The organism is Streptomyces sp. NPDC091209 (genome assembly GCF_044757755.1).
Lineage (GTDB): Bacteria > Actinomycetota > Actinomycetes > Streptomycetales > Streptomycetaceae > Streptomyces.
Window position 1 is genome coordinate 94,057 of the sequence record NZ_JBIVVR010000008.1, and the last position, 26,454, is coordinate 120,510.

21 protein-coding genes and 4 pseudogenes are annotated in these 26,454 nt (G+C 68.6%); 11 read left to right on the forward strand and 14 right to left on the reverse strand.

Annotated elements, in window-relative coordinates:
* Positions 1 to 526 precede the first annotated feature (526 nt).
* Positions 527 to 1,465 (forward strand): MerR family transcriptional regulator, encoded by a 939-nt coding sequence (locus ACIQRL_RS23815; protein ID WP_401334702.1) that lies wholly within the window; start codon positions 527 to 529, stop codon positions 1,463 to 1,465.
* A 172-nt stretch (positions 1,466 to 1,637) separates the two neighbouring features.
* Here ACIQRL_RS23815 and ACIQRL_RS23820 read toward each other — a convergent pair.
* The 5 genes and pseudogenes from ACIQRL_RS23820 to ACIQRL_RS23840 form a co-directional block, all read right to left on the reverse strand.
* Positions 1,638 to 1,859 (reverse strand): annotated as a pseudogene (locus ACIQRL_RS23820) (IS630 family transposase); the annotation flags it as partial.
* 186 nt (positions 1,860 to 2,045) lie between these two features.
* Positions 2,046 to 2,123, reverse strand: a pseudogene (locus tag ACIQRL_RS23825) (winged helix-turn-helix domain-containing protein); the annotation flags it as partial.
* 34 nt (positions 2,124 to 2,157) lie between these two features.
* On the reverse strand, positions 2,158 to 2,520 hold the full coding sequence (locus ACIQRL_RS23830; protein WP_401334705.1) for a helix-turn-helix domain-containing protein: 363 nt from the start codon (positions 2,518 to 2,520) through the stop codon (positions 2,158 to 2,160).
* Positions 2,480 to 3,046, reverse strand: coding sequence for a GNAT family N-acetyltransferase (locus tag ACIQRL_RS23835; protein ID WP_401334708.1), 567 nt, complete (start codon positions 3,044 to 3,046; stop codon positions 2,480 to 2,482). Before ACIQRL_RS23835 ends, ACIQRL_RS23830 begins: the two co-directional genes overlap by 41 nt.
* A gap of 176 nt (positions 3,047 to 3,222) precedes the next feature.
* The gene (locus tag ACIQRL_RS23840) at positions 3,223 to 3,843 is read right to left on the reverse strand and encodes a TetR/AcrR family transcriptional regulator (RefSeq protein WP_401334710.1); all 621 of its coding nucleotides are present in this window, start codon (positions 3,841 to 3,843) and stop codon (positions 3,223 to 3,225) included.
* 36 nt (positions 3,844 to 3,879) lie between these two features.
* On the opposite strand from ACIQRL_RS23840, the gene ACIQRL_RS23845 reads away from it, so the two are divergent.
* Positions 3,880 to 4,677: an alpha/beta fold hydrolase gene (locus ACIQRL_RS23845; RefSeq protein WP_401334713.1), complete on the forward strand. Its 798-nt coding sequence runs from the start codon at positions 3,880 to 3,882 to the stop codon at positions 4,675 to 4,677.
* Between the two features lie 28 nt (positions 4,678 to 4,705).
* Positions 4,706 to 4,840 (forward strand): annotated as a pseudogene (locus ACIQRL_RS23850) (helix-turn-helix domain-containing protein); the annotation flags it as partial.
* A gap of 166 nt (positions 4,841 to 5,006) precedes the next feature.
* Here the strand turns inward: ACIQRL_RS23850 and ACIQRL_RS23855 are convergent.
* Together ACIQRL_RS23855 and ACIQRL_RS23860 are read right to left on the reverse strand one after the other, a co-directional pair.
* Entirely contained in the window at positions 5,007 to 6,734 is a 1,728-nt protein-coding gene (locus ACIQRL_RS23855; RefSeq protein WP_401334715.1) for a thiamine pyrophosphate-dependent enzyme, read from the reverse strand.
* 46 nt (positions 6,735 to 6,780) lie between these two features.
* Positions 6,781 to 8,358 (reverse strand): FMN-binding glutamate synthase family protein, encoded by a 1,578-nt coding sequence (locus ACIQRL_RS23860; RefSeq protein WP_401334718.1) that lies wholly within the window; start codon positions 8,356 to 8,358, stop codon positions 6,781 to 6,783.
* A gap of 363 nt (positions 8,359 to 8,721) precedes the next feature.
* Here ACIQRL_RS23860 and ACIQRL_RS23865 point away from each other — a divergent pair, with 363 nt between their 5' ends.
* The 5 genes and pseudogenes from ACIQRL_RS23865 to ACIQRL_RS23885 form a co-directional block, all read left to right on the forward strand.
* On the forward strand, positions 8,722 to 9,279 hold the full coding sequence (locus ACIQRL_RS23865; RefSeq protein WP_401334720.1) for a hypothetical protein: 558 nt from the start codon (positions 8,722 to 8,724) through the stop codon (positions 9,277 to 9,279).
* A gap of 949 nt (positions 9,280 to 10,228) precedes the next feature.
* On the forward strand, positions 10,229 to 13,018 hold the full coding sequence (gene lanKC / locus ACIQRL_RS23870; RefSeq protein WP_401334723.1) for a class III lanthionine synthetase LanKC: 2,790 nt from the start codon (positions 10,229 to 10,231) through the stop codon (positions 13,016 to 13,018).
* 255 nt (positions 13,019 to 13,273) lie between these two features.
* Positions 13,274 to 13,411, forward strand: a complete 138-nt coding sequence (locus tag ACIQRL_RS23875; RefSeq protein ID WP_107065889.1) for a SapB/AmfS family lanthipeptide — start codon at positions 13,274 to 13,276, stop codon at positions 13,409 to 13,411.
* 290 nt (positions 13,412 to 13,701) lie between these two features.
* Positions 13,702 to 15,462, forward strand: coding sequence for an ABC transporter ATP-binding protein (locus tag ACIQRL_RS23880; RefSeq protein WP_401334727.1), 1,761 nt, complete (start codon positions 13,702 to 13,704; stop codon positions 15,460 to 15,462).
* 161 nt (positions 15,463 to 15,623) lie between these two features.
* Positions 15,624 to 15,788: pseudogene (locus ACIQRL_RS23885) on the forward strand (glyoxalase); the annotation flags it as partial.
* A 326-nt stretch (positions 15,789 to 16,114) separates the two neighbouring features.
* Here the strand turns inward: ACIQRL_RS23885 and ACIQRL_RS23890 are convergent.
* Together ACIQRL_RS23890 and ACIQRL_RS23895 are read right to left on the reverse strand one after the other, a co-directional pair.
* Positions 16,115 to 17,242: a methyltransferase domain-containing protein gene (locus tag ACIQRL_RS23890; RefSeq protein WP_401334729.1), complete on the reverse strand. Its 1,128-nt coding sequence runs from the start codon at positions 17,240 to 17,242 to the stop codon at positions 16,115 to 16,117.
* A gap of 76 nt (positions 17,243 to 17,318) precedes the next feature.
* A complete protein-coding gene (locus tag ACIQRL_RS23895) occupies positions 17,319 to 18,017 on the reverse strand; it encodes a TetR/AcrR family transcriptional regulator (RefSeq protein WP_401334731.1) in 699 nt (232 codons plus the stop codon).
* 115 nt (positions 18,018 to 18,132) lie between these two features.
* On the opposite strand from ACIQRL_RS23895, the gene ACIQRL_RS23900 reads away from it, so the two are divergent.
* On the forward strand, positions 18,133 to 19,509 hold the full coding sequence (locus tag ACIQRL_RS23900; RefSeq protein ID WP_401334734.1) for a serine hydrolase domain-containing protein: 1,377 nt from the start codon (positions 18,133 to 18,135) through the stop codon (positions 19,507 to 19,509).
* Positions 19,510 to 19,984: 475 nt separating this feature from the next.
* Here ACIQRL_RS23900 and ACIQRL_RS23905 read toward each other — a convergent pair whose 3' ends face one another.
* The 4 genes from ACIQRL_RS23905 to ACIQRL_RS23920 form a co-directional block, all read right to left on the reverse strand.
* Positions 19,985 to 20,425: a hypothetical protein gene (locus ACIQRL_RS23905; RefSeq protein WP_401334736.1), complete on the reverse strand. Its 441-nt coding sequence runs from the start codon at positions 20,423 to 20,425 to the stop codon at positions 19,985 to 19,987.
* Complete coding sequence (locus tag ACIQRL_RS23910; protein ID WP_401334739.1) at positions 20,422 to 20,856, reverse strand: MarR family winged helix-turn-helix transcriptional regulator; 435 nt, start codon at positions 20,854 to 20,856, stop codon at positions 20,422 to 20,424. Before ACIQRL_RS23910 ends, ACIQRL_RS23905 begins: the two co-directional genes overlap by 4 nt.
* A 626-nt stretch (positions 20,857 to 21,482) precedes the next feature.
* Positions 21,483 to 23,639 (reverse strand): hypothetical protein, encoded by a 2,157-nt coding sequence (locus tag ACIQRL_RS23915; RefSeq protein WP_401334741.1) that lies wholly within the window; start codon positions 23,637 to 23,639, stop codon positions 21,483 to 21,485.
* Between the two features lie 40 nt (positions 23,640 to 23,679).
* On the reverse strand, positions 23,680 to 24,186 hold the full coding sequence (locus ACIQRL_RS23920) for a hypothetical protein (RefSeq protein ID WP_401334744.1): 507 nt from the start codon (positions 24,184 to 24,186) through the stop codon (positions 23,680 to 23,682).
* A gap of 334 nt (positions 24,187 to 24,520) precedes the next feature.
* Between ACIQRL_RS23920 and ACIQRL_RS23925 the strand changes: the two genes are divergently transcribed.
* On the forward strand, positions 24,521 to 25,087 hold the full coding sequence (locus ACIQRL_RS23925) for a hypothetical protein (protein WP_401334747.1): 567 nt from the start codon (positions 24,521 to 24,523) through the stop codon (positions 25,085 to 25,087).
* Between the two features lie 107 nt (positions 25,088 to 25,194).
* Here the strand turns inward: ACIQRL_RS23925 and ACIQRL_RS23930 are convergent, their stop codons facing one another.
* Positions 25,195 to 25,695: a GNAT family N-acetyltransferase gene (locus ACIQRL_RS23930; RefSeq protein WP_401334750.1), complete on the reverse strand. Its 501-nt coding sequence runs from the start codon at positions 25,693 to 25,695 to the stop codon at positions 25,195 to 25,197.
* Positions 25,696 to 25,812: 117 nt separating this feature from the next.
* On the opposite strand from ACIQRL_RS23930, the gene ACIQRL_RS23935 reads away from it, so the two are divergent.
* A complete protein-coding gene (locus ACIQRL_RS23935; protein ID WP_401334753.1) occupies positions 25,813 to 26,319 on the forward strand; it encodes a DUF6584 family protein in 507 nt (168 codons plus the stop codon).
* Positions 26,320 to 26,454 lie beyond the last annotated feature (135 nt).

Sequence of the window (26,454 nt, forward strand, 5' to 3'; positions counted from 1 at the left end):
GCTGACTCCCATGCCGTCTGGCGTCAAGGCTCATGCCGCTCACCTGTGCCAGTGTCAACCGCAGAGGTCTTGCGGCCTCGCCTGGCTGCCCGGATGCGGTTGACGATGGGCAACACAAGTCCAATAAAGAAGCACAACGCCCCTATGCCCAGGCCCCACCGAATCAACGGCGGTTGACCCCCGCCCAACGCGCGGACGCCGGCCCAGACCGCTCCGGCCGTGCACCCGAGCCCCTGCGGCCACCATCGATCTTCCTCGGTGTCTGTCATGTCCTCCGCAAACTTCATGCGTGATGATCCCACTTGCGCCCACCCACCACTTACCCGAGCTTCCATCCCGTCTGCCGTCGGCCCACACACCGTGGAGCGGGCGTGGTTCAGGGCGCCAAGGTGGAACGCGCCACTGCACGAACGACCTTGACGCCCTGGCCGCGAGGAATTGTCAAGACTTGTGGATGAGGAGTGGTTGCCTGTTGGCAGGCGAAGGGACTTGAGTCTCCAGTAGGGGGAGACACAAAGGTGGGGGCATGGACGGCGACACGCTCTACTCGATCGGCGAACTCGCTCGACGGACCGGTCTCACGGTCAAGACCATTCGGTTCTACTCCGATCGCGGAATCGTGGCGCCGACGGACCGCAGCCCGGCCGGCTACCGCCTCTACAGCATCGACGCGGTCGCACGCCTGGACCTCGTGCGGACCCTGCGCGAGCTGGGACTGGACCTTCCCACGATCCACAAGGTCGCGGACCGCGAGCTCTCGCTTCCCGAGGTCGCCGCGGCGCACGCCGAAGCACTGGCAGTGCAGATCCGCGTCCTGCGCCTGCGGCGCGCGGTGCTGATGACTGTGGCCGAGCGCGGGTCCACACCTGAGGAGACGGAACTCATGCACCGGCTGGCCCAGCTTTCCGAGGACGAACGCCGACATCTGATCGGCGATTTCCTCGACGCCGTCTTCGGCGGTCTTGACGCCGCCCCCGCATTCGCAGGGGTCATGCGCTCGATGACCGCCGAGTTGCCCGAAAACCCGGAGACAGAGCAGGTCCAGGCGTGGGTGGAGTTGGCCGAAATGTCCCTGGACCTGGGCTTCCGCACCCTGGTGCGGCGGATGGCCGAGGAACAGGCAGCCCAGCAGACCCGAAGCGACATGATGGTCCCGCGCCGCGACATTGCCGCAGTCGTCCGTGACCAGGTCGGCCCGGCCCTGACCGCCGGCATCGACCCGGCCTCGCCCCAGGCCGATCCGATCGTCTCGGCGTTCACGGCGCACTACGCGCACCTCCTCGGCCGCCCCGACGACGTCGCGCTTCGCCGCCGGCTGGCGACTCGGCTGGAGAGCGTGAACGACCCCCGCAGGGAGCGATACCTCCAGCTGCTCGCAGTGGTCAACGGCTGGCCGGCCCCGGAGAGTCTGGCTCCAGTGTTCGACTGGTCCATCCAGGCTCTGCACGTCCGGACACAGCAATGACGGGGCGGTCCCGAGGCGGCATGGGGCGGACGCGGCTGGCGTCGGGTGAAAACGCCGCCACATATGATCGGTTGATGAGTGCCCCGGTCGTACTTCAGGCGGCCGCGTCGCCGGTCTCTCCCGCTCTCGTTCTTCGCCCCTGGCGCGTGGAGGACGTTGCCGCATTGGTCGAGGTGTTCAAGTTGTCCCAGACCAGGACGATCGGGCCGCCGAGTTGTTGGTGTGCGGCGTCGAGCAGGCGGGCGTAGTCGGTCTCGGTGGAGCCCTTGCGCCGGCCTTTGGCAGGGCCGCGGTCGAGGTGGATGCGATAGATCAGCCGGGACCGGCGGCCGGGCCTGGTGCAGATCAGCGCCGCCACCGAGACCCGCTTGGTGCCCGCGGCGGTGACCCGCACGACGGGTGTGTGGCCTCGTCGGCCCCAGGTTCGCCCTTTGGGCGGCCTCCAGCCCCTGGCCGGCCTCGTCCTCGAAACAGATCCAGGCGCCCAGGTCCGCCGCCGTCTTTTTACGACGGGCCACTGCTCATCCCTCCAGGCAGCGATCTTCTCCTCATCGCGCTCGGTGGCCTTGCGGCAGGGGACCTGCACGCTCCAGCCGATGCGATGCAGCAGCAGGTCCAGCCCGGCCAGGGTGTACTCGATACCGAACCGGCGGCGCACGATCTCGGCGATCCGGGCCAGCGTCCAGCACTGGTCACTCCAGCAGAGGCGGCCGGGCCGGCATCCAACACCGTCTCCAGAAGACGGAGTTGTCCCGCATCGAGCTTGCAGCGGGCGCCGCCAGGTCCCTTGGAGGCCAGAGCTGCCGACCACCGGAAGCCAACGCCCGCCGCCAGCGGTTCGCCGACATCCGGGTCACCCTGAACCGTCGGGCCACCTCCCGTTCACTGGTCCCCGCCTCCATCAGGTGAGCGGCAGCGAGCCGGACTCGCTCGCGCCGAGCCCGTTCCTCGGCCGTCAGTCCACCACCATCGGGACACCTCATCCTCCCGGCACAGCGCAGCCCACGACGGCCGTCACGGGTCGTGCCTCGCCCCGTGGTGCAAGTCGTGAGCATCTCGGGAGATCCGGTTCAGCACGCACTGTCGAAGCGACCCCTCGGGCACGCTCGGATCCTCGAAGTCGTCGGCCGGGTCCCGGGCCATGCCGATCCGCCGCATCACTGCCTGGGAACGAAGGTTGTGGACAGTCGTCGACGCCACCACTTCCGGCAGCGCGAGGGCCTCGAAGCCGAAAGCCAGGCAGGCCAGGGCGGCCTCGGTGGCGTAACCGTGACCCCACGCCGAACGCATCAACCGCCAACCGATATCCACCCCCGCGAACGGCATGTCCTCGCCCACCTCGTCCAAGCCGACACGGCCGATGAACTCACCAGTCTCCCGCGCTTCGAGCGCCCACCACCCACAACCTCGCTCGTCAAACTCCGTCTGCATGAGTGCCACCGCTGCATCGCTCTGCTCCCGCGTCAGCAGTGCTCCCAGGTGTTCTCGGACTTCAGGATCGGCGTTCATAGCCGCCCACGGTCCGAGGTCGGACTCCCGCCACCGGCGGAGCAGAAGACGATCGGTTCGCAGCTCTGGCATGCCACCCAGCCAACCTGATCAAGATCAGGGACGTCGATCGGTTATGTCGAACCCTACGGTCCTGGTCCATGCCAGACCCGCTGCGCAGATCCTCACGGCCTACACCACCCGGCAGGACACCATCCCGTCACGACCCGAAGTAGCCCGCATCATTAAAGATCTCTAGTTGTTGCGGGTCAGGACGTTGGTGACGTGAGTTGTCGGCAGATCAGATGGTGAGCAAGTTGCGCCGTCGCGAGCAGGTCCTCGCGAGATGTGTCGCCGTTGGATCGCACTGACAATCCGTGCCAGACGCATTGGACGAGCCCGGTCAGGACCGCTGCGTTGGTGCCGGCGGCCAGTTCCCCTTCCTGGATCGCTCGTTCGATGCGTGCGAGGAGGGCCTGCTCGTTCGAGCTGTGCAGTTCGGCGACGTAGGCGCTGGTGTCGAGCGTGCTCGTGCTGTCGCTCATCACGGCACTGCTGATGAGGCAGCCGGGGTGCGTGTCGCTTGGCTGGGTGAACTCGTGCACCGAGTCGGCAAGGATGCGTTTGATCACGGTCAGGATGTCGTTCTCGGCGACCGCCTGCTGATAGATCTCGCGGTACCGCTCGGCATAGGTCCGAACCGCTTCCTCGAACAGTCCAGCCTTGCTGCCGAAGGCGGCATAGAGACTGGAGGTGGACAGACCGAGGGCCGCGGTCAGGGCGCGGGTCGAAGTGCCGGAGTAGCCGCGTCGCCAGAAGAGGCGAGCTGCATCAAGGACCACGCGGTCACGGTCAAAGGCTCGTGGTCGTCCACGCTTTCGTTCGGTCACGCTTGCATTGTAGATCGTTTGCTCCATAATAAATTTATGGAGCGAACGATTCAGAAAAGGCTGCCGGTCGGCGGGGACAGTTGGGTGACGGTCGATGTGTACGGGGAGCCGGACGCTCCGGGCCTCGTCGTCGTCCCCGGCGTGATGAGCGACGCGCACACGTGGCGCCACGTTGCGGGCTCCGTCGACGCCTGGCCCTCGGTGGTAGTCGTAAACCGCCGGGGCCGCGCCCCCTCGGGGGCGCTGGCCAACTCGTACTCGCTGCGGACAGAGATCGAGGACCTCGGCGTGGTCCTTGACGCGTTCGACAGCGCGCGGACTCTCTTCGGCTGGAGCTACGGCGGCTTGATCGCCTTGCTGGCCGCCAACGAGCGCCCGATTCCCCAGGTGATCGCCTACGAGCCGGTGATGCGACCATTCGGACGTCATGCATTGCCGGACCTAAAGGCCGCCGAGGGGACGGCGGACTGGGATCGCTGCGTCGAGATCGTCAATCGGCAGATCTCCGGCTTCTCCGCAGCACATGTCGACGACCTTCGGGCCGATCCCCACAGTTGGGCGACACTGCGTCGATTGAGCGGACCGCTGTACGCCGAACTCAGCGCCCTCAACGCGGAGTTACCTCCGGATCTGATGGCACAGCAGGCAGATCAAGCAGACCTGATCATCGGCCAGCGCAATCGCGGAACGGCCCCCTACGGAACGTCGTTCGACCACGTGCGGCAGCACGTCGCGCACGCCGAAGTCCACGAACTCCCTGGCCAGGGCCACCTGGCCCACATCCAGGCGCCGGCAGAGCTGGGCCACCTGCTCAACAAACTCGCCGCGATCTGATGGCACTCACGCCACCGCACCGCTCTCCATGGAGGACCGCAGGCGACTGGTCGAGCGATGCCAGTCACGTCCGGCCGCCCACGTCGCTGCGGAGATGGGCATCTCCAGGGCATGCGCCTCCAAGTGGGTCAACCAGTACCGCCGTCATGGTGAGCTCGGCCTGCAGATCAGCAATAGCCGTGGCCGCGTCAACGGCTGGACCAGCCACGATCGTGTCTTCGGCATCTGTGTGGCAGTCGCCGGTGTCACCCGGTCAGGAGTCGTGGGCAAGACGCTCGCGGCCGACCGTTGAGCATCCCTGCGAGGCAGACAACCGACGTCCGAGTGCGTCAGTTCTCGCGGCTCGACAGGACTTCCTTGATCTTGGCGATGGCGAAGCCCCAGCCCTGTGACACGGTCGGCTTGCCCGGCACGGCCACCTCCTCGGGGTTGGTCAGCACGTCGAGGACGACCGGACCCGGTGTGTCGAACGCCCGGCGCACACTGTCGTGGAGTTCGGCAGGGTCGGTGACCCGGATTCCGGTGAGGCCGAGTGCGGTGGCGACCGCGGCGAAGTCGGGGTTGTCGAGTTGCGTGCCGAACTCGGGCAGGCCCGCTTGTTCCTGTTCCAGCTTGACCATGCCGAGGCGGCGGTTGTCGAAGACGACGAGCTTCACCGGCAACTCGTACGTCTTGATGGTCATGAGGTCTCCCAGGAGCATGCTCAGCCCGCCGTCACCGCAGAAGGCGACGATCTGGCGGTCCGGCGCCCAGAGTTGGGCACCGAGGGCCTGGGGCATGGCGTTGGCCATGGAGCCGAGATTGTAGGAGCCGATCAGGCGCCGGGTGCCGCTCATGGTGACGAAACGGGAGAGCCAGACGGTGGCCATGCCGGTGTCGGAGGTGAAGACGGCGTCCTCGTCGGCGTAGGTGTCGACCGCGGCCGCCAGCGCTTCAGGGCGAATCTCGTGGTCGCGATTGTCGAGCGCCGCACGCAGCTTTCCGGTCCAGCGGTGATCGTGGTCGGGGCGGGCCAGGCGCTGCTGTCCTTCCTGCCACTGGGCGAACCGGTCGCGGGCACCGTCCAGGTGGGCACGGTCGGACGCCGCCTCCAGCAGCGGGAGCAGACCGCGCAGCGTGGCTCCGACGTCACCGGCGAGGCCCACGGTCACCGGAACCCTGCGGCCCAGGTGCTCCTCTCGGGCGTCGACCTGTACGACTTTGCAGTCCTGCGGATACCAGTCGCGGTAGGGGAAGTCGGTGCCCAGCATCAGGAGTGCGTCACCTTTGTCGAGCGCGTGGGCGGCGGCGGGATTTCCGATGAGGCCGGTCTGGCCGACCTGGAAGGTGTTGTCCGCCTCGAACCCTTCCTTCGCTTTGAGGGTGAGCACCATGGGCGCGGCGAGCAGCTCGGCGGTGCGGAGCACTTCGGCGCGGGCATCACGCGCCCCGCGGCCGACGAGGAGGGTCACGCGCGAGGCGCTGTTGAGGAGTTCGGCCGCCTCGACGAGCGCGGGGTCGTCGGGCCGGGTCAGGGCGCGGTCGAGGGCGAAGCGTGCCGGCCGGTCCTCGCCCAGTTCCTGGTCGCCCAGGTCACCGGGGACGGTCAGGACGGCCACTCCGCCCTGGCTGACCGCCGCGCGTACGGCCGACTCGAGCATCCGCGGCATCTGATCCGGAGAGGTGACGGTGGCGCGGTAGACGGCCACGTCGCGGAAGAGCAGGTCGTTGTCCACTTCCTGGAAGTACTCGCTGCCGATCTCGGCGAGGGGCACCTGCCCGCAGATCGCGAGGACCGGAGTCCGGCTCTTGGCCGCGTCGTAGAGTCCGTTGAGCAGGTGTACCGAGCCCGGTCCCACGGTGCCCATGCACACTCCGAGGGTGCCCGAGAGCTGCGACTGGGCCCCTGCGGCGAAGGCCGCGGCCTCTTCGTGCCGACAGCCCACCCAAGTCAGTTCCTCCGTGGTGCGGATGGCGTCGGTCAGCGGGTTCAAGGCGTCTCCGACGACTCCGAAGACGTGCCTGACGCCCAGTTCCTCGAGTGCGTCGACGATCACTTGGGCGACAGTGCGTGCCACAGGAATGTCCTTCGGTCCGGTAGGCCCCTCGGCGCGGGAGCCCGGGTCAGTGGGTGAAGCGGTCCGGGTCGGCCGCCTGCCAGTCGGTTGCCCAGTTGTCCGGGACCGATGCGAGCAGTTGCCCGGGCGTGAGCCATTCATGGAGTTCGGCGTAGGAACGGACGGTGTGCGGGTCCACCCGCTGAAGGAGCATGTGGGGGCGCAGGCCCCGCGGATCGTCGACGCCCATCGACGCCATGATCTGCAGGGCACTCTTCACCGTCGCCTGCTGATAGCGGTGCACGCGCCGGGACTTGTCCGCGATGTCGACGGCGCGGCCGCGGCGTTCGTCCTGGGTGGCGACCCCGACCGGGCAGGTGTTGGTGTGACAGCGCTGCGCCTGGATGCATCCGATCGCGAACATCATGGCGCGGGCGGCGTTGGTGTAGTCGGCGCCCTGGAGCAGGCGCTTGACCAAGTCGCTGCCGGTGGCGACCTTTCCGCCGGCGCCGATGCGGATCCGGTCCCGCAACCCGACGCCGACGAGGGCGTTGTGGACGGTCATCAGTCCCTCGCCGAGCGGCAGTCCGACATTGTCGGCGAACTCCAGCGGAGCCGCGCCGGTTCCGCCCTCGGCGCCGTCGACGATGATGAAGTCCGGCGCGATGCCTTCAGCCAACATGGCCTTGCACACGGCGAGGAATTCACGGCGCGATCCGACGCACAGCTTGAAGCCGACGGGTTTGCCACCGGCCAGTTCCCGCATCCGGCCCAGGAAACGCACCAGTTCACGCGGCGTGGAGTACACCCGGTGGAACGGGGGTGAGACGACCGTCTCTCCTTGCGGAACGCCGCGGACCCGCGCGATCTCCGCGTTCACCTTGGCGCCCGGCAACACCCCGCCGATTCCCGGCTTGGCTCCTTGGCTGATCTTCAACGACACGCACTTGACCTGCTCGTGTGCCGCCTTGTCCGCGAACTGCCGCTCGTCGAAACCCCCGTCGTGCGTCCGGCAGCCGAAGTAGCCGGTACCGATCTCCCACACGAGATCGCCGCCCGGCCGCAGGTGGTACTCGGACAGGCCGCCCTCGCCGGTGTCATGGGCGAAGCCGCCGAGCCGGGCTCCTGTGTTGAGCGCCAGCACGGCGTTGGCCGACAGGGAACCGAAGCTCATCGCCGAGACGTTGAGCAGGGCCATGTCGTAGGGATGTTCGCAGTCGGGGCCGCCGATCCGGACCCGGGGCGGGTCGTCGGGCACGGCTCTGGGGGCCATGGACGGGGTGAGGTACTCGCTGCCCGCCCGGTAGAGGTCGAGTTCCGTGCCGAACGGCTCCTCGGCGGCGGTTCCCTTGGCCCGCTCGTAGACGATGCTGCGGGTGTCGCGGTCGAAGGGGCGGCCGTCGAAGTTCCGCTCGATGAAGTACTGCTGGAGTTCGGGCCGCAGCGCCTCCAGCGCGAAGCGGAGATGCCCGAGCAGCGGATAGTTGCGCAGCACCGAGTGCCGTCGTTGAACAAGATCGTGCACGGCCACCACCACCGCCAGGAGCAGCGGGACGGCCGCACCCCACCACCAGGGGGATACGAGGACGGCGGCCACCAGACCGCCCACCGCCAGCAGGCCGAGCAGGACGACCAGTCGTTTCATCAGCACCACACCCTTCTGTCCCCGAGCCGGATGCCTAATCACGAGCGCTGGTCACACTGATCCCGGTCACGGGTAACACGCGGGGGACGCACGGATCCCAGGTCACCGGTCACGAGCGCGGGACACGCGTGATCCCGCATCCGGGTCTCCGGTACTCGATCGCTGGGCGACGGCTGTCCTGGACGGTGTCGCCCGATGACGACGATCGACGAGCTGATCCCCACTCGGACGGCGCGCCGAACGTGTGCTTCCACCACGTCCAGGACGGGGTGCCCTACCCGCCCGCCATACGGACACCTGTGCCGTCCTCCGTAGACTGGCGCAGGCCCCACTGGGAGGGCCGACGGGGGAACGGGGCTCTTGATGGTGATGGACGAAGCGGCCAGGACCGTGTGGTGGGAGAATCTGCCGGCCGGGATCCGCGAGGAGATCGACGGCTACGTCCTCAAGGATTCCCTCCTCAGGGCGGTGCGCGTCATCCTCGACATCGGCCGCGTCCCTCATGGAATAGGCCTCGACACCGCCCAGTTGATCGCCAACGACCGCTACCTCCACTACGGGGACCGGATCGCCCGTGAGCCGGAGAGTCCTCTCGACCTGGAGTCCCTGGCGTGCCGGGCGGCCGGGTGCGCCGGCCGCGTCGTCGCGATCGAGGCCGTCTGGGACGGCGACACCGTCCACGACTGGTTCGTGCAGCTGCTGGCCATCACCGCCGACCCTGCGGGGGAGGCTCAGATGGCCACCGTCTACTGGTCCACGGCCAAGCGGTACCTCGGCGAGGACGAGAACCAGACGTCGCGCCACCCCGCAGCGGTAGCCGCCGAGCGGGCCGGCAGTTCCCTGGCCGCCCACCTCTCGGTCCCCTTCCACTTCGCCAGTGCGGACACCCCGGACGACGAGGCCCCCCGCTGGCACCCTTGAGCGACGACAAGGCCGCCGCTTTCCTGACGCCCGCTTCAGGTACCCGTCGAGCGGGGTCTGGCCTGGGCGCTCCAGCCCGCGAGGGGCTTCGGGCCCAGGCCGCGGTACGGGCACGGTGCCCTCGCCGTGCTCGGACCGGCCGCGGCCGACGCGGTACCCGCGAACGGCTGCCCGCCCGCTGGCCCTCCGCCCCGGACCCACCGTTCGCACCGCGCTGTCCGGCACTCGCCGACGGGCGACCGACCGGCGACCGGGAACCCGCGCTGACGTTCGTCCTTCCGCGGCTGGGCAAACCCCGTACGGCCGTGCCATGAAACCCGGCGATGCGATGGCGCCCGTAAATTCCGCGACCCGCCGAGCCGGTCCGGCTCGCAGGTCCTGAGCGGGCGGACATCGCCCCGCGACCCGCTGCCGGGTCCACGATCGGGGTCCGGGCGGCCCGCGGAGCCACCTGTCCGCCGCCCGCGCCGGTACGACAAATAGATCGCCGGGGGCGCGGCAACACACCCGGGTCATACTCTGCTTCTCCCGGCACCCCGGCATATGCCGTCTTCGCCGCGCCCCAGGGCCCACCTGATCGCGGACTCTCGACACGACCCCGTCCCGCGAAACTCGCTGGTCACAGCGCCGGTGGGACAGTATCGACTTTGACCGCGACGACAACCGCGCGGCGTGGCGGGCGGGTGCAGTGATCCGGTGTGCGCCTTGGCGCTCATGCAATTTCACGGTCCAGCGATCACGCCGGGGTGAATATCTTCGGAAAAGCCTTCTTTCGCGCTGTTGTAGACGAAGTATCGCTTTCCCGATACTTCGAGTTGTCGCAGCCCTGCCAGGGAATCCGGCCACCACCGAAGAAGCGCAACCCGCTCCCGCTTCCCGGGCCGGGACAGCTCCCCACTCCCCTTTGCTGTCCCCGCCCGCACACGTCCCTGCCCTGAGGAGAAGTCCGATGGACAACCGGTACGAGGCCTACGCCTATGCAGATCCCATCTTCTACGACTCCCCGCGACGGTGGGGCGCACAGGAGGAGTTCACGGCCGTCAGCCGGCCGCTCCCCGCCGGATGGGAGCTCGGCGACCTGGAGATCTGGTCGGTGGTACGCCCCCAGGACGTACAACTGCCCCCGCAGGGCTGGAAGATCCACGTGTCCGCGTGCACCGAGGACGCCGAGGAGGTACTGGAGCAGGTCTACGACTACTGCCTGCGCGAACACCTCACGTTCAAGTTCCTGCGCGGACTGCCGATCCTGCAGATGCAGAACTCCAAGTACTCGCCACGCGGTTCGAGCGGGAAGTTCTGCACGATCTACCCCGTGGGCGACGCCGAACTGCGACGGTGTCTGGACGGTCTCGGCCGGCTGCTGGCGGGCCGCCGCGGACCGTACATCCTCAGCGATCTGCGCTGGGGGGACGGCCCGCTGTATCTGCGCTACGGGGGATTCGCCGAGCGCCACTGCCGCAACGACGCCGGCGAGCGGGTGCTGGCCCTCGAAGACCCGGACGGCCGGCTGGTCCCCGATGTCCGCGGCCCCGGCTTCTCGGTCCCCGACTGGGCGCCCGTGCCCGCGTTCGTCGCGTCGGCCATCGCCGAGCGCACCGCGCCGCAGGAGCCCGCGCTGCCCTACACCGTGGAACGGGTCCTGCACTTCTCCAACGCGGGCGGCGTCTACCTGGGGCGCAAGAACGCCGACAGTCCGCAGGTGGTGCTGAAGGAGGCCCGCCCCCATGCGGGCCTCGACCAGCGCGGGGTCGACGCGGTCACCCGGCTGCAGCAGGAACACGACATGATGGCCCGCCTGGCCGGACTGCCCGGCGTCCCCGCCCTGCACGAAATGCTGACGGTGTGGGAACACCGTTTCCTGGTCCAGGAGTTCATCGAGGGACAGTCACTGAGCGAGTGGCTGACCGCGAAGTACCCGCTGATCCATCCGGACGCCGACGACACCACGGTCGCCGAGTACACCCGCGAGGCGATCGCTCTCGTGGACGGGATCGAGCGGATCCTCGGGGCCATGCACGCCCGAGGGGTCGTCTTCGGAGACCTCCACCCCCGCAACCTGATCATCAGGCCGGACGGCGACATCTGTTTCATCGACTTCGAACTCGCCAGCCCCGTCGACGACTTCGTGCGTCCCGCGCTGGGCGCCGCGGGCTTCACCGCTCCGAGGGGATACACCGGGCCCGAGATCGACCGGTACGGGCTGGCCGCGATCCGGCTGTGGCTGTTCCTGCCGCTGGCGCAACTGCCCACCCTGGACGCGGGCAAGGGCGCCGAACTCGCCGACGTCATCGAACGCCGCTTCCCCGTACCTCCCGGATACACCGCCGAGATCCGCCGCCTGCTCGCCCCCTCGGCCTCGGACGGCCGCATCCCCCGGCCCGAACTGGGCCTGCGCAGGGCCCAGACGCAGGCCCTGCTGAGCGGGCCGCACGCCGACTGGACCGCCATCCGCGACTCGCTCGCGGCCGGCATCCAGGCGATGGCCACCCCCCGCCGCAGCGACCGGCTCTTCCCCGGCGACATCGCCCAGTTCACCCAGGGCAGCCTGGGCCTGTCCCACGGAGCGGCCGGCGTCCTCTACGCCCTGCACACCACCGGGGCCGCCGTCGACGCCGAACACGTCCGATGGCTCACCGACGCCGCCCTCACCCGTCCGGCTCAACCCGGCCTCTACACCGGCGGACACGGGGTGGCGTACACCCTCGACCTGCTCGGCGAACGGGCAGCCGCAATCGACCTGCTGGAGCGGCTCACCCGCGCCACCCCGGACAGCCCGCTCGGCCCGGATCTCGCGTCCGGCCGAGCAGGGATCGCCCTGGCCCTCCTGCACTTCGCCACGGCCACCGGCGATTCCGGCCTGCTGGACGCCTCCCTCACCCACGCGCAGGCCGCGGCCGACGAGTTGGAGAAAGCCGGACCCTCGGGCGGCCGTCGCAAAGCCGGCCTGATGGGTGGAGCGTCCGGCGCGGCCCTCGCCCTCGTCCGCCTCTACGAGCACACCGGCGACCACACTCTCCTCGACCGGGCGCAGACGCTGCTCGAACTGGACCTCGAACGATGCGTGACCGCGGCGGACGGTACCGTCCAGGTCCTCGACGAGTACCGGGTACTCCCCTACATCGAAACCGGCAGCGTCGGCATCGGACTGGCACTGAACGCCCTGCTCGCCCACCATCCCGCCAGCCCCACAGCCCGCTACCGGGCGCCGATCGGCCGCGCGGCCGAACCCGAATTCATCATCCAGCCCGGCCTGTTCAACGGCCGTGCGGGGCTCCTCGGCTACCTCGCCCTCACCCGGCCCCAGCCACACCCGCCCGCTTCGGGCGGCCTCCCCACCCTGGACGCACCGGACACGGACGGCTCGCGCACCCTGGACGCCCCGTATGCGGACGGTCCGGACGCAGCCGACCGCTACCGGACAGCGCTGGACCGCCACCGCAGGCTCCTGGCCCTCCACCAGATCTCCTACCAGGGCCACCTCGCCTTCCCCGGAGACCAGCTTCTACGACTCTCCGCAGACCTGGCGACCGGGTCCGCGGGCGTCCTCCTGGCGCTGGGCACCGCCCTGGCCGGCACTCCCTTCCTCCCCTGGACCAGCGGACCCGTTCCGACGCCACCGGCCCCCACCCCGTCGGCACCGGCCGCGGTCGGCCACCACCCGACCGCGGCGGAACACGGCGCCGCCGGCCACGGCCGGACACCGCTGACCGCACCACCGGCCACGGCCGACCGCCGCTGAGAACGTCACCAGCCACCGCCGACCACACCGCCCAGGTACCACTGGCCCTCGCTGAGCGCCGCCCGCGCATCGCCGGCCCTCGCTGAGCTCCGCCCGGACACGGTCGGCCCGGGCTGAGCGCCGCCCGGACCCAAGCGGCCGGCCACCACAGACCACGTCATCACAAGCCGCGACAGGCGCAGCCGAGTTGCGCACCCCAGACCCCCGGCCGCCGGCCGGGTGATCCACCTGTCAGTGACAAAAAGGAGAACAACCATGATGATCCTCGACCTCCAGACGATGGACCTGCCCGAGACCGAGGCCACCCCCATCGACGACACCCTCGCCAGCACCAGCTCCCTGAGCGTGCTCAACTGCGGCACCAGCACCGTGAGCACGATCCTCTGCGTCTGACCAGCACCACCCCGTAGGGGCACACAGCACAGCCGGCCGGGCCGCCACCAGCGGCCCGGCCGGTCGCCCACCGGCCCCAGGTCCCAGGTCACAGGCCCCCGGTCACAGGTCACAGGTCACAGGTCACGCTGTCCCGACACCCTCCCGCCATTGCGCGCAACCGCCAAGGCCCGGCTCGCGCCCACGACTTCTCCGGCCCGGCGCCCCTCGGCCTCGACGTCGACAGCCCCGCCCCTCCGCCAAGTGCGCGCCCACATGCGACACCCACTCGCCCATCAGAGAGGTTCCCCGTGGCCGACGAGCCTCCTCCCCCCGCCCCCCGGACAACCGGCCCGCTGCGGCTGCGCCGTGAACTGACCGCCGAGCCCGGCCCGCTCACCGCGGCCCTGCTCCTCGCCCTCGCCGCCACCGTCGCCACTCTCGCCCTCCCCCTCTTCCTGCAGGACGTCATCACCGACTTCTCCGGCCACCACCCATTGGCCGGCCACATCACCCTGATGTGCGCAGCCGCCGCAGCCGGCGCCCTCACCCAGGCCTGCTCCGGCTTCCTCCTCGCCCGTATCGGCGAACGCATGGCCTACAGGCTGCGCATCAGCCTGATGGAACACGCGCTACGACTGCCCCTGCCCGTCGTCCGGACCCAGGGCACCGGGGAACTCGCCGCCCGGATCACGTCCGACGCCCTGCTGTTGCGCCAAGTCGTCGACGTGGCAACCCAGTTGCCCCTGGCCACCGTGACCATCGCCGCGACACTGGCCGTGATGGTGTGGATCGACTGGGTCCTCACCCTGGTCACCCTCGTCTCCCTGACCGGCTTGACGCTCATGGTGATGCTGGTCCTGCGCCGCATGCGGGCCAACGTGACCGGCCAGCAGGACGCCGTCGGACACATCGCCCAGCGCTTCACCGCGAACCTGGAGGCGCTCACCACCATCAAGGCCAACCGGGCCGAGCAGCTGGCCACCCGCGCTCTGGCCGCGGACGCGGAGCGGCTGCGCGCCATCTCCCTGGAAGGTGCCCGCCTGGGCACCCTGATCCCCGCCGTGCTCACCCTCGGCAACCAGCTCGCCATGATCGCCGTGATCCTCACCGGAGGCGCCCGCCTCGCCGCCGGCGACATCCGAGCCGCCGCCTTCGCCGCGTTCCTTCTCTACCTCCTGCAGGCCATCCCCTCCGTCAACACCCTGGCCACCGGCCTCGGCCGCCTGCAGTCCGGCCTCGCCGCCCGCGACCGCTGCAACGACCTGCTGCTGCTCCCGCCGGAGAACGACCCGGCCGACAACGACAAGGCCGCCCCCTCCCCGCTGCCCGACGCACCCGCCGTCACCTTCGACTCCGTCTCCTACACCCACGCCGGTGCCGGCCACCCCACCCTGCAGGGCATCTCCTTCACCACCGCCCGTACCGGCCTCACCGCCGTGGTGGGCCCTTCGGGAGCCGGCAAAACCACCACGCTCGCCCTCATCGACCGGTTCATCCGGCCCTCCTCCGGCACCATCACCGTCCTGGGCCACGACACCCGGCACTGGCCCCTGAACGCCCTCCGTGCCCGCATCACGTACGTCGACCAGACCTTCACTCTCCTGGAGGCCACCGCCCGCGAGAACCTCCAGCTCGGCCGTACCGCCCCCGCCACCGACTCCGAACTCGCCACCGCCCTGGACGCCGTCGGACTCGCCGAGGACATCACCCGTCTCCCCCAGGGCCTCGACACCCACCTGGGCCGCGAAACGGACCTCTCCGGAGGCCAGAGGCAACGCATGGCACTCGCTCGTGCCCTGCTCTCGGACGCCGAAATCGTCCTCCTCGACGAACCCACCAGCCAACTCGACGGCCTCAACGAACAACGCTTCCGCACCGTCATCGAAAACCTCGCGACCACCCGCGCCGTCATCGTCGTCGCGCACCGCCTGTCCACCGTCCAGCACGCCCAGCACGTGATCATGCTCAACCAGGGCACCATCACCGACACCGGCAACCACCCCACACTCCTGGCACGCTGCGCGCCCTACCAAGAGCTCATCGCGAGCCAGGCAGTCACCGGACGCTGAGAGAACCAGGCAGGACGGGACAACCGGTCGGCCCTCGGCCCCCGCTTCCACCGGTCGGCAGGCGGACCATGCGGCACCGCGGGGCGGGTGACTCACCCCGTGAGCGGATCGATCAGGAATGAAAAAGCCGAATCGACCGAACCACGCCTACCGTGATCGGTATGACGTCCATCGCATCCGTCACCCTTGAGGTGGACGACCCGGCCACCACCGAGCAGTTCTACGCCGCCGCCTTCAAACTCGGCTCCCTGGTGCGCCTGCGAGCGTCCGAGGCGCCCACGACCGGCTTCCGCGGATTCACCCTGGCGCTCACCGTGTCCCAGCCCCCACAGGGACTTCGTGGCGGGCTTCAGCGTTGTCGCGCCGGCCGTGAGGGCGTTATCCATGAAGCCGATGACGTCGGCGCCGCCGGGCGTCCGCCGCGATGCGTTCCGGCGTTTCCAGGCACTCGTGCAGACCCGGCCCCTGCCGAAGGCCGAACGGTGACGACCCCGCGAATACCGCCGATCGCCCCCAGGACACCGACCGGCCTCCGCTCCGTCCGCTTCCCGGCAAAGCCGCCGAACTGCCTCACGACGTCGACGCTCCGCCGCGGCAAGATTTAGTGATCCCGGCGGACCGGCTCCCTTGCCGCGGTTTCGCGAACGTTGGTTCAGGCCACGAGCAGGCGGAGGCCGAGCTCTGCCGCGTCGAGATCGACGAGGTCGCGGTTGCGCTCGGCCCACCGGCCCGAGGAAAGGTCGTCGCGGAGCCTGTTCACCGCCCGCTGTTCGGCCTCCGGCCCGACTCTGGTCCAGACCGATACCGCGCGGCGCACAGGATCGTCCAGGTACGCCTCGGGCCGGCGCCAGTGGGCCTCGAAGAAGCCGTCGGCGCAGTCCCACGGGATGAGCACCGGCTCGATACGGGCCCCGATCGCGCGGGCCAGCCGGTCCACCGAGGGCCGGCCCACGACGAGGCCGGCGGCCTCGGGCAGATAGTCGCGGGTGAGCCAGAACCGGTGAAGCCAGCCTGCGTCGCTGGCATCGTGTGTGAACACCACCACGCGCCGGGCCACGCGCCGCATCTCGCGCAGCCCGGCGATCGGATCGTGCCAGTGATGAGCGGTACTGAAGGCCATCGCGGCATCGAAGGACTGGTCCTCGAACGGAAGGCTCTCCGCGCGGGCCGCCACGCACGGCGCCGCGCCCGCGGGACGCTGGGCCCGCATGACCGCCGACGGTTCCACCGCGATCACGTCGCGGTCGGGGGGCTCGTACGAGCCGGTGCCGGCCCCGACATTCAGTACCGTCCGCGCGTCGCCGAGCGCGTCCCACACCCTCGCGGCGATCCGCGGTTCGGTGCGCCGCGTCGCCGGGTAGGCGGACCCGATGGCTTCGTACAACTGCGCCCCGACCGCTGTCAGTTGTTCTTCCGACGTCGTCCTGATCCCCATGGCTCGCGCCCTCAGTTCCGTGTCGATGGCCGTCACCGTGGCAGCGGCGCGGTCGCGCTGTTCCAGCAGCAGTCCGCGCAGCCGGTGCAGGTGCGCGACCCCGTCGGTGGCCGGGTCGTCGATCAGATCCGCGATCTCGCGCAATCCGAAGCCGAGCCGCCGGTACGCGAGCACCTCCCGCAGTCGCTCCATGTCACCCGCCGAGTAGGCCCGATACCCGACCGCGGTCCGCGCGGACGGCTGTACGAGGCCGATCTCGTCGTAGTGATGCAACGTCCGAACGCTCACCCCGGCCAGCTCGGCCACGCGTCCCACAGTCAGGTGTTCCTCCACGCCACCGACCATGCGGCATGACGCCACGTGAGGGTCAAGGGGTTGGCTTCCGGTGCCCAGGCCCCCGACCGCCCAGTAGGCCGGCGTGTCAGCGGGCGCCTGTCCCGCCGCTGTCGACGGCAAGACGGGCCTCGAAGCCGTCCAGGAGGGACTGGAGACCGAACTCGAAGGAATGGTCGGGCGCTCCCGCGTATTCCACGGCGGCCGTGGTGTCGAGGCGTTTCCGCAGGTGCGGGAATTGCATGGCGGTCTCGGTGGCGCGTGCCATGGCGTCGGCCAACCGCTGCTCGGCGTCCGCGCCGTTCATGCTCAGCCTGCGGTTCAGCGAGACCTGCGCTGCGGGCCCGAGCGTGCTGCCGAGCACGAAGGCGAGTGCGGCGCCGGCCGCGCGGTCGGCGTCGGCGGCTGCGAAACCGGCCTGCTCGTAGATGGCCAGGCTGAGGTCGTTGTGCCGGGCCTGGGCGGGGCCGTACAGGAGGTGGCTGCCGAACGCCTGGACGAGCCAGGGGTGCCGGGTGAGCATCGCGTGCACGCCGACGGCATGGGCGGTGGCGGCCGTACGCCAGTCGGCGGCGTCGAGATCGGGCGCCTCCACCTCCTGCCAGACGGCGTCGCTGGCGAGCCGGACCAGGTCGTCCTTGTTCTTGATGTGCCAGTAGACGGCCGTGGCGGCCGAGCCGAGGCGTTGCGCCAGGCTCCGCATGTTGAGGCCGTCCAGCCCCTCGTCGTCGAGCAGCTCGATGGCCGCACGAATGATCCGGTCTGCGGTCAGCGTGTCCCGTGGCATGGCCACCATGCTACTTGAACTTAGTTCATGACGAGTCTTGCACTTTGTTCAAGCGAGCTCTACGCTCGCACTCGTACTTAGTTCAAGCGCCGAAAACGTCGAAAAAGGGGGAGCCATGTCGCAGGACAAGCTTTCGGAGTTCGTCACGTCGCAGGCCACGGAACTCGGCGTTCCTGGAGTCTCCGTCGGCGTATTGCTCGACGGGCAGGAGATCTACGCCTCGCACGGTGTGACCGGTCTCGCCAACCCGATGCCGGTGGACGAGAAGACCCTCTTCCCCGTGGCGTCGGTGTCCAAGACCTTCACGGCGACCGCGCTGATGAGCCTGGTCGCGCAGGGAAGGGTGGACCTGGACGCCCCGGTGCGGCGCTACGTTCCCGAACTGAAACTGGCCGACGAACAGGCCGCGGCACGGATCACCGTCCTCAACCTGCTGAACCACACCGCGGGTCTGGACTGGAACCTGATCGACGACGGCGAGGGCGACCGTTCCCTGGCCGGGCTGGTGGAAAAGCTGCCCGGGCTTCCGCTGATCGCGCCCCCAGGGACCCGCGCCTCGTACAGCCAGGCCGGTTACAACCTGGCCGGCCGGATCGTCGAGAAGGTCACGGGCCTTCCCTTCGAGCAGGCCATGGCCTCACTCGTCCTGGAGCCGGTGGGTCTGGAGGACACCGTGTACGGGCTGGCGGAGGTGATGGTCCGTAAGTTCGCCGTGGGCTACAACCGCGACGAGGACGGCACGCTGCGAGCCGCTCGACCGTGGAGCGCATTCAGGGAGGGTGCGCGCGGCGACAACCCCGGTGGCGGACTCGCCTCCTCCATGAGCGATCTGCTGCGCTGGGCGCGGTTTCAACTCGGCGACGGCGACGGTGTGCTGCCCGCCGCGGACCTGCACCGCATGCGGGAGCAGACGGTCGCACTGCGCGCCAGTACGCTCGGCGACGGCTTCGGCATCTGCTGGTTCCTGCACGACTTCGACGGCCTCCGCGCGATCGGCCATGGAGGATCGGGCAACGGCCAGTTCGCCGAACTGCTCATCGTGCCCGAGCGCAATTTCGCCGTGGCCTGCCTGTCCAACCTCGGTCCGGAGGGATACCCCTTCAACCAGTCCGTCGTGAAGTGGGCGCTCGAGCACTACCTGGGGGTCACCAAGAAGTCCGCGGAACCGCTCCCGTACGACGAAGGACGGGCCCAACAGGTCGTCGGACGTTACGAGATGGACGCCATGAACCTCGACATCGCCACCGACGGAAACCGTCTCACCCTGAGGGTCGGGATCAAACCGGAGATCCGCGCGGCCTCGGACGAGGACATGCCCCCGGACTACCCGGCCGCGAGCATCGGCTTCCTTCCCGGCGACGGTGACGACTACGTCATCACCGAAGGCGGACTCGACGGGCAGCGCGGCTACTTCTCCCGCGACACCAACGGCACGATCACAGGCGTCGACCTCGCCGGCCGACTCTTCGGGCGGGTCACACGAGCATCCTGATCCACCGCCGGCAGAGGCGGACTGGTGGCAGCCTCTGCCGGAGCCCGTCCCGCGACCTCCACCGGGGGCCGCACGGACACCAGCAAGTACTGCTTCCAGTTCCTGCCTACGCTCCACAACCAAGGAAGGTGGTCCTCCGTCCAGCCGCGAGGACCACCTCAAGTGAGCGACAGCGGGCCGGAGTTCCCTGCTGAGGGATCCCTCGCCGACCGGGCTTGACGACGCCGCGCCCGAGGCGGCCCGGGACCGACGTGTGCGGCTCCACCGCCGGCTGTCCAGACCGGCGGACAGGAGATCACGGCGGCGCGAACGCGGACGACCGCTTGGTGATCGCGGTCGTCGGGTGACTCACAGACCACTTCCGCTACCCCTTGACAACGCGCCCTGTCGGCCTTATGCGCTGTCGCACGCTCAGCCATCCTCCCGGCGTGTGCCAAGGCCGAAGTTCAGCACGACAGGGAACAAGGCCGCGCGGTCATCGCCCCTTCGCACCTTGCCGCCAAGGGAAGGGCTCGAGGTCGGGTTCGACCCAACCGGTCCTGGCCGCCGCGCCTGCCAGGGTTGCGGGCCGGTAGAAACGAGTCAGCAGCTTCTTGTGGAGCAGGACAGGCTGCCGGCTCGCGAAGGTGTTGAAGTCGGTGGCGTCCGACTCTTCCGCGTGGTGGCCCACCAGTTCGACCCAGGCCCGGCTGACGGTGGCGTTGTACTTCTGCGGTGCGCCTGCGTAGCGGGCGGTGCGCTGGATCCCGTCGCTGACCAGGTCAACGGCCTCGGCCGTTCCGAAGCGCCGGACGGCCAACCACGTGAGATGAATGTGCTGACGGTGCCCAAAACGTTCGGCTGCGGCCATCACCTCTCCCATCAGTTCCGCGAAGGGTGAGGGCGGCTCGTTCTCGCCGTCGTGATGCGCCATCATTTCCTCTCCCCTGTCAGCGCCTCCAGTACGGCATAGAAGCCGGCGACCGCCTCGGTGGGCAGGCCGTCCAGTGCGCGCCGCTCCATGTCGTTGAGCGTCTGCTTGATCAGCACTGCCGTCGCATGCCCGGACGGGGTGAGTTCGATGAGCACCGAGCGGCGGTCCCCGGCGCGCGTGCCCCGGGTGATGTGTCCGCGTCGCTCCAAGCGATCGAGCACGCTCGTCAGCGTTGTGGGACGGGCTCCGACGGCTGCGCCCAGTTGGGACACGGTGCGGCCCATGCCGTCGGCGAGGTTGGCCAATGCGTTGATCTCGGAGGCGGTCAGGTCGAGGTCGACGAGTTCGGTGGCGATCAGCTGCAAGGTGGCGTGGGTCGCGCGCTGCAGGGTCAGCAGCGCCGACCGTTCGGGTGACACGGATTCCGACTTCACGATTTCGTATATTACGAAATCGTACTACCGACCGCAAGTCCTGCTCAGGACGATCTCGACGCCACCGAACAGCCGGTAGACCGATGCGTCGGAGTTCCGGCGCTCACATCCTCGACGTGCGGGGCGCACTCCCCTGCCAGAGGTGGAGGCGATGAGCCCATCAAGCTCCCGAGCAGCGAACGTGCGGCTGCACGCAGGGGCCCGAAACTTTGATGCAGGGAGGGTTCGTCATGAGGAAGAATGCTCGGCATGATGATGTGAAGAGCACCGGCCGACCGGCACAAATGGCTCAAGGTCGGGACCTGGGAAACGGTTGCCGACGGGGACCGGCGGTTCTGTGTTGCCTGCGGGACGCCTGTCCGCTCGTACCAGTACCGGTACTATCCGCCTGAGTCCGACATGTTCGAGCGATGCGTCGGGTTCGCATGGTGCTCCGGCTGCCGGATCTACACCGGCTCGATGGTTTTCGTTCCCCGGAAGCGCGTTCTCGTGGATGCGCTGGCATCGTTGCCCCACGATCAGCGGGAGCGTATCCAACGGAGCGAATCCGGGTTGATCGAGTACCTGGACAGGCAGGCCCGGGGCAGGGGTTCACCACCCGGTCGTTGATGGCCTGTCGGGCGCCGTCAGCGGACGAACTGATAGCCGATCCAGACTTGGACCTCTGTCAGCCCGCTCAGATCCAGGCCCGAGTCGAACTGCCCCTGTGGGATCGCCACTTGCCAGTCCCCGCCCACGCCTCGGCCCCAAAACGCCAGGGATCGCGGGGCTGTCAGGGGCGGGTCGTCGCCAAGCCCCTCGTCGGGCGCCAGCGGCGTGGTCTTGGCGGGCCGCGTACTGACGCGCGGCTTCAACAGTTGGATCGCGATGCTGTTGTCGGAGCGTCGCTGCTCATACGTCCCGCCATGTCGCACCTCGCACGAGATCTCGCCGGCCGGATGCGACGCTCCGACGAGCGCCAGCCGCACGCTCTTGATCTTCGCGTCGAAATGACCGTCCGGTACTTCGGACCCGTCGATCCGAAACGTGAGTTGATGCCGTGTCCTGATGTCGCCCAGCTGCGGATCGGCGGCCTTGAACGATCGCCTGAGCGTGTCCTGATCGTGCGGCTGGTCGAAATAGGAGATGTAGTCCGACTGGATATGGAGCGGATCGAGCATGCTTCCCCACGACGAAATGAGGCGCTGCGCGAGTTCGTCCTCGCGCATGTCCTCCTCGTAGTAGGCGAGCGCGGCATCGGGACTGATCAAGCCGGCCTCAAAAACGAGGTGTTCCTCCTCCCTCTGCAGGGTGTAGATCTCAACCGATCGCTGCGCACGAAAGGCGAGGCCCAGCAAAGCCTCGGCCTTCGACTGGGCGGTGGCGATCGCCAGGAGTCCCGCTTGCTTGATGGACTCGGCGTCCATCGCCAGTCCGCTCTGCAGCGCTTCCGCCTGCCGCACCACATCGTCCGCGCGCGACAACCGGGCCTGTCCCGCGTCGACGCGCTGCTGGGCGAGCGCCGCGCGGTTCCGGGCGATCAACAGTTGGTGCGTGAGCTCCGTGCCACGCCTGACCAGGGCCATGGGCGCGGAATTCTCGGGCGTCGTCGCCTGGCCGAGCTTCTGCACTACGTTCACGAAGTTGACGATCGACCTGGCGCCCGCGATGACCGTCGACGCATTTTGGTCGACGTTCTCGTAGGCGTCCTCCACCGCCATGGTGTCGGCCTCTTCACCGGAGAACACCGCCTTGGCGATCGGCGCCGCGTTGTCGGTCACCGAGTCCGCCAGCGCCACCATGGCGGGCACGAGCGCCACAAGGCTGGCACCGCCGGTCGCCACCGCCGCCGCCACGCTCAGGACAACACCGCCGATCTCGGCGACCGTTCCGATGATGTCGCCGAAGCTGACACTCGGCGAACCCTGCTGTTGCATCTCGACCAAGGCTGTCTGTATATCGCTCGTCGCCTGGTCCAGTTGTTGTTGCGCGTATGCGACCTCGTCGCCCGCCAGCTTCCGCTCCGACTTGGCGATGTCCAGATCATCACTGCTGTTGTCACGCGCCGCAACCGACTCCCGACGCTTCAGATCAACGATTTCGGCCAGATCGCTGATCGTCTTCCGAGCGAGGATCGTGTTGATACCCAGGCTCAGAAAGGTCAGGACCGGATCCTCAAATCCCGTGAACGCGTTGATGTACTCGTCGAAGCTGGGCAGTACATCGAGGTCGCGCGGAAGCCCGAGTGCATTGGTTCCTCCACCGGCCCACACAGCGCCATCGCCCGTCGGAAAGCCGACGAGTTGCTGCTGGAGTCGCTGGGCATCCACGTTGTCAGGCTGGAGTTCGAGGGCCCGCTCGAACTCGCCGGCGGCTACACGGCCGAAGTCGACGCGCTCCGGCACGCTCGGGTTGTACCTGTGGTAGTAGTACTCGCCGGTGACAATCCGGAACGGAGCCCAGTAGTTCGCGTAGGACGGCCCGGTGCTGTCGAGCAGCGGCCGCAGTCCCGCCGGATAGTCGGGCTCGGCGACATTGCTCTGGACAACCTGCCCATCGATGCCCGAAGCGCCGTCCGTTCCGAACGATCCCTCGACGGCTGTTGCCTCGCTGCCGGCGCCGTCGGGGCCCGCCGCTCCACCTGGCCCGCCCGGCCCGCCCCGGCCGCCGGTGGCCTCAAGAACCGGCGACGTGTCGTCGACGATGCTGGTGAAAGCGATCGTGCCGCCACTACCGCCGTCACCACCTCTGCCACCCCAGCCGCCATCGCCGCCCGCGGTTCCGGGAACAGTCTGGCCGGGCACCAACTCATAGTGTCCGACCGGCGGTTCACTCCCCGGCTCGTCATCGACGAAGACCTGTCGATCCGGAGTGACGTGCCCGTTCACCCCTTGCGTGCCGTTGCCGCCCGGACCGCCACCGGTTCCATTTGCCGCCCGCTACGCTCACGCGTGCGTTGATCGACCGCCGGCACATCACCGTGACCGATCCGCCGGGCTTGCCGTGGACCCCTGGTCCCCCGCCTTGCCCGCTGCCGCCCGGCCCGACCGGATGATCCTCACCCGATGCGTCGGTGACAGAATCCGGCCAGGGATACACACCGTTCGCTCCGGAGGCCCCGCCACCAACACCGTCGGCGCCCCGCGCGTCGATCATCCCGTTCGTGCCGTCGTAGGTATCGGCGACGATGATCAACGGCCTTTCGGTTACCCGCAGATCGAACCCGGAAGCATGTTCGACTTTCCGTCCCAACAGGAAAACGGGGCCGTCACCAGGTCTGTTGCAGAATTCCTGCAGCCCCGCGTCGATGGTCACCAGGTCGCGAATGTAGGGGTAATCATGGGCGAGCATACGAACACCTCAATCGTGACAACGCCCAGCGGAAGTGTTCAACCCTGCTCCGGAGAACAATCCCGGACACCCTTGGTCATTCTACTTTGCGGGTTCCTACGGTGCTCGTCGACGTTTGTCCGTGCGTGCACGTGCGTCCGCGCGCGCGGTGACCGCGTACCCGTACCGCTCCGCCACCCCGCGAAGACCTGCCATCCGCGCACCACTGGCAAGCGGACCTTGGTCAACACGTACCGTGGCGTGGCCCAGAAGCTGAGCCGGAACCCGCGAACCGGAGTCGCTGGACGACGACTTCGCGAGCTATCGCCTTGAGTGTGAGGAGGACGGGCATCACATGCTGGTGACACTGACCGGAGGAGCCGGGGCGGGCAAGACGACACTGGCGGCCGCGCTGATGGCCACCGCGCCCGGAACGCCGGGGGCGCCCGTTCGGGTGCTCCACGGCGACGATTACTACTTCCAGACGCGTGAGCACGGAGCGTGGGTCCCTGATGAGGCCGGGGTCGATCGACTGGATGTCGGCGACCCCCGGTCGTTGGACTTCGTGAGTCTCTCCCACGACACCGAAACCGCGCTGGCCACCTCGCGGGTCACCGTCGTGGACGGCCTGTTCGCCCGGCACGTCGCTCCACACCGCGCGTGCGCGCGCTTCGACGTCTTCGTCGATCTCCCGGCCGACGTCCGCCTGGCCCGTAAGATCCAACGAAAATGCCTGAGGGACGGCTTCCCCCTCGATGTCCTGCTGCGGAACTACTTGAACCATCGACGTGCCGCCCACGACCAGTACGTCGAACCCCTGCGAGACGTCTGCGACCTCGTCGTCGACGGCAGCCTCGCCGCCACCGACCTCGCTCAGCAGGTCTGGACAGCCATCGCATCGAAGGCTGACCCCAGCGCTTGACGACGCTTCAAGAGCGGCCTCGGCCGCTTCCGATCGACTTCACTCCCCCGCGCCGCCGTTGATATCCAGGAGAGGTCAACACGCCTGCCTGGTATACGGCTTGGGGGCTACGGGTGTGAGTGACGGCAGTTCGACCTGGACGACGAAGAGTTGAGCGGCAGGTCGCGGTGGAACACGGCCATACTCCGGCCGGGGCCGTTGTAATCGTCGACGATTTTCGCGTCGAAGCCGAGGCTTCGGTGGAAAGCGATGGAGTCGGTGTTCTCGACGGACGTGATCGCCTTCAACTTGTGTGCACCGTGACGCATCGCCGCCTCGGCGAACGCCGCATAGAGACTGCGCCCGAGACCGGTTCCGCGGGCGTCGTCCCGCGTCGCGATCAGATGCACGTAGCCGGTGCCGTCCGGCGTGACAAACCCGAAGACGTACCCGCGGATTCCGTCCTCGGCACGGGCAATCAAGCACATGGAACCGAACTCCTGCACCAATGCCAGAAGATGCAGCGAGCGCAGGTCGCGTTCGCCCCAGTATCGGGGGTGATCCGCCAGGACCTCATGAAAGTCGGCCACCTCGGCCGGTGTTATGACTATCCCCATGACGACGATCATGGCAGACACCTGACGGCCCGGGTCTGACCTCACGCTGCACGCCGCCAGAGACTTACGAGCGAGCACTGCGCCACAAACCGGGTCGACGGCGGTCACGCTGCACCCTATCATGCACCCATGCCACTGACAGACACCCTTGCCCGAGTCGACGCGGACCTGGCCGCCGGCCGCATCCCTGTCGCGCGCCAGCGCCTGCGCGGGCTGGTGTCGTCCTTTCCGAACGACCTGATGCTCCGTCGGCGCCTGGCCGAGACGTACCGGCTGTACGGAGAGCCTGCGGAAGCGGGCCGCTGGATGTACCTCGAACAGGACCGGGACGCGTCTGAGACCTCGGCCTTCGAGGCGAGGTACGGCACCGGCCCGCAGCGCATGCGGGCACTTGCCTGGCATGGTCCCGAGTCGGTTGCCCAAACGGCCTTTGCCAGACAACAACTGGCAGCGGTGCGAACAGCTTGCTCCGACGACATGGGGCACACGGTCATTTGGGACGCCGTGCCATCCGGCAAGGAGACAGAGAGCAAGCGTGGCGCCTTCGCCGGTCTCCTGGCCGGGGCCGGATGCCTGGTGGCGGTGCTCGTGTTCCTCGCGATCTGGGTGAACGGGCTCGTCGCCCTTCTTGATTGACTCGATTCGCACCGACTGAAAGCGCGAGCCTCAGGATGCAATGCATCCTGAGGCTCCGCGACCAGTGGCTCCACCGCCGAACAAGCGGGCACGGGTTGCCCGCGGTGACCTTCGCAGTCGACAAGGCAGCCCCCG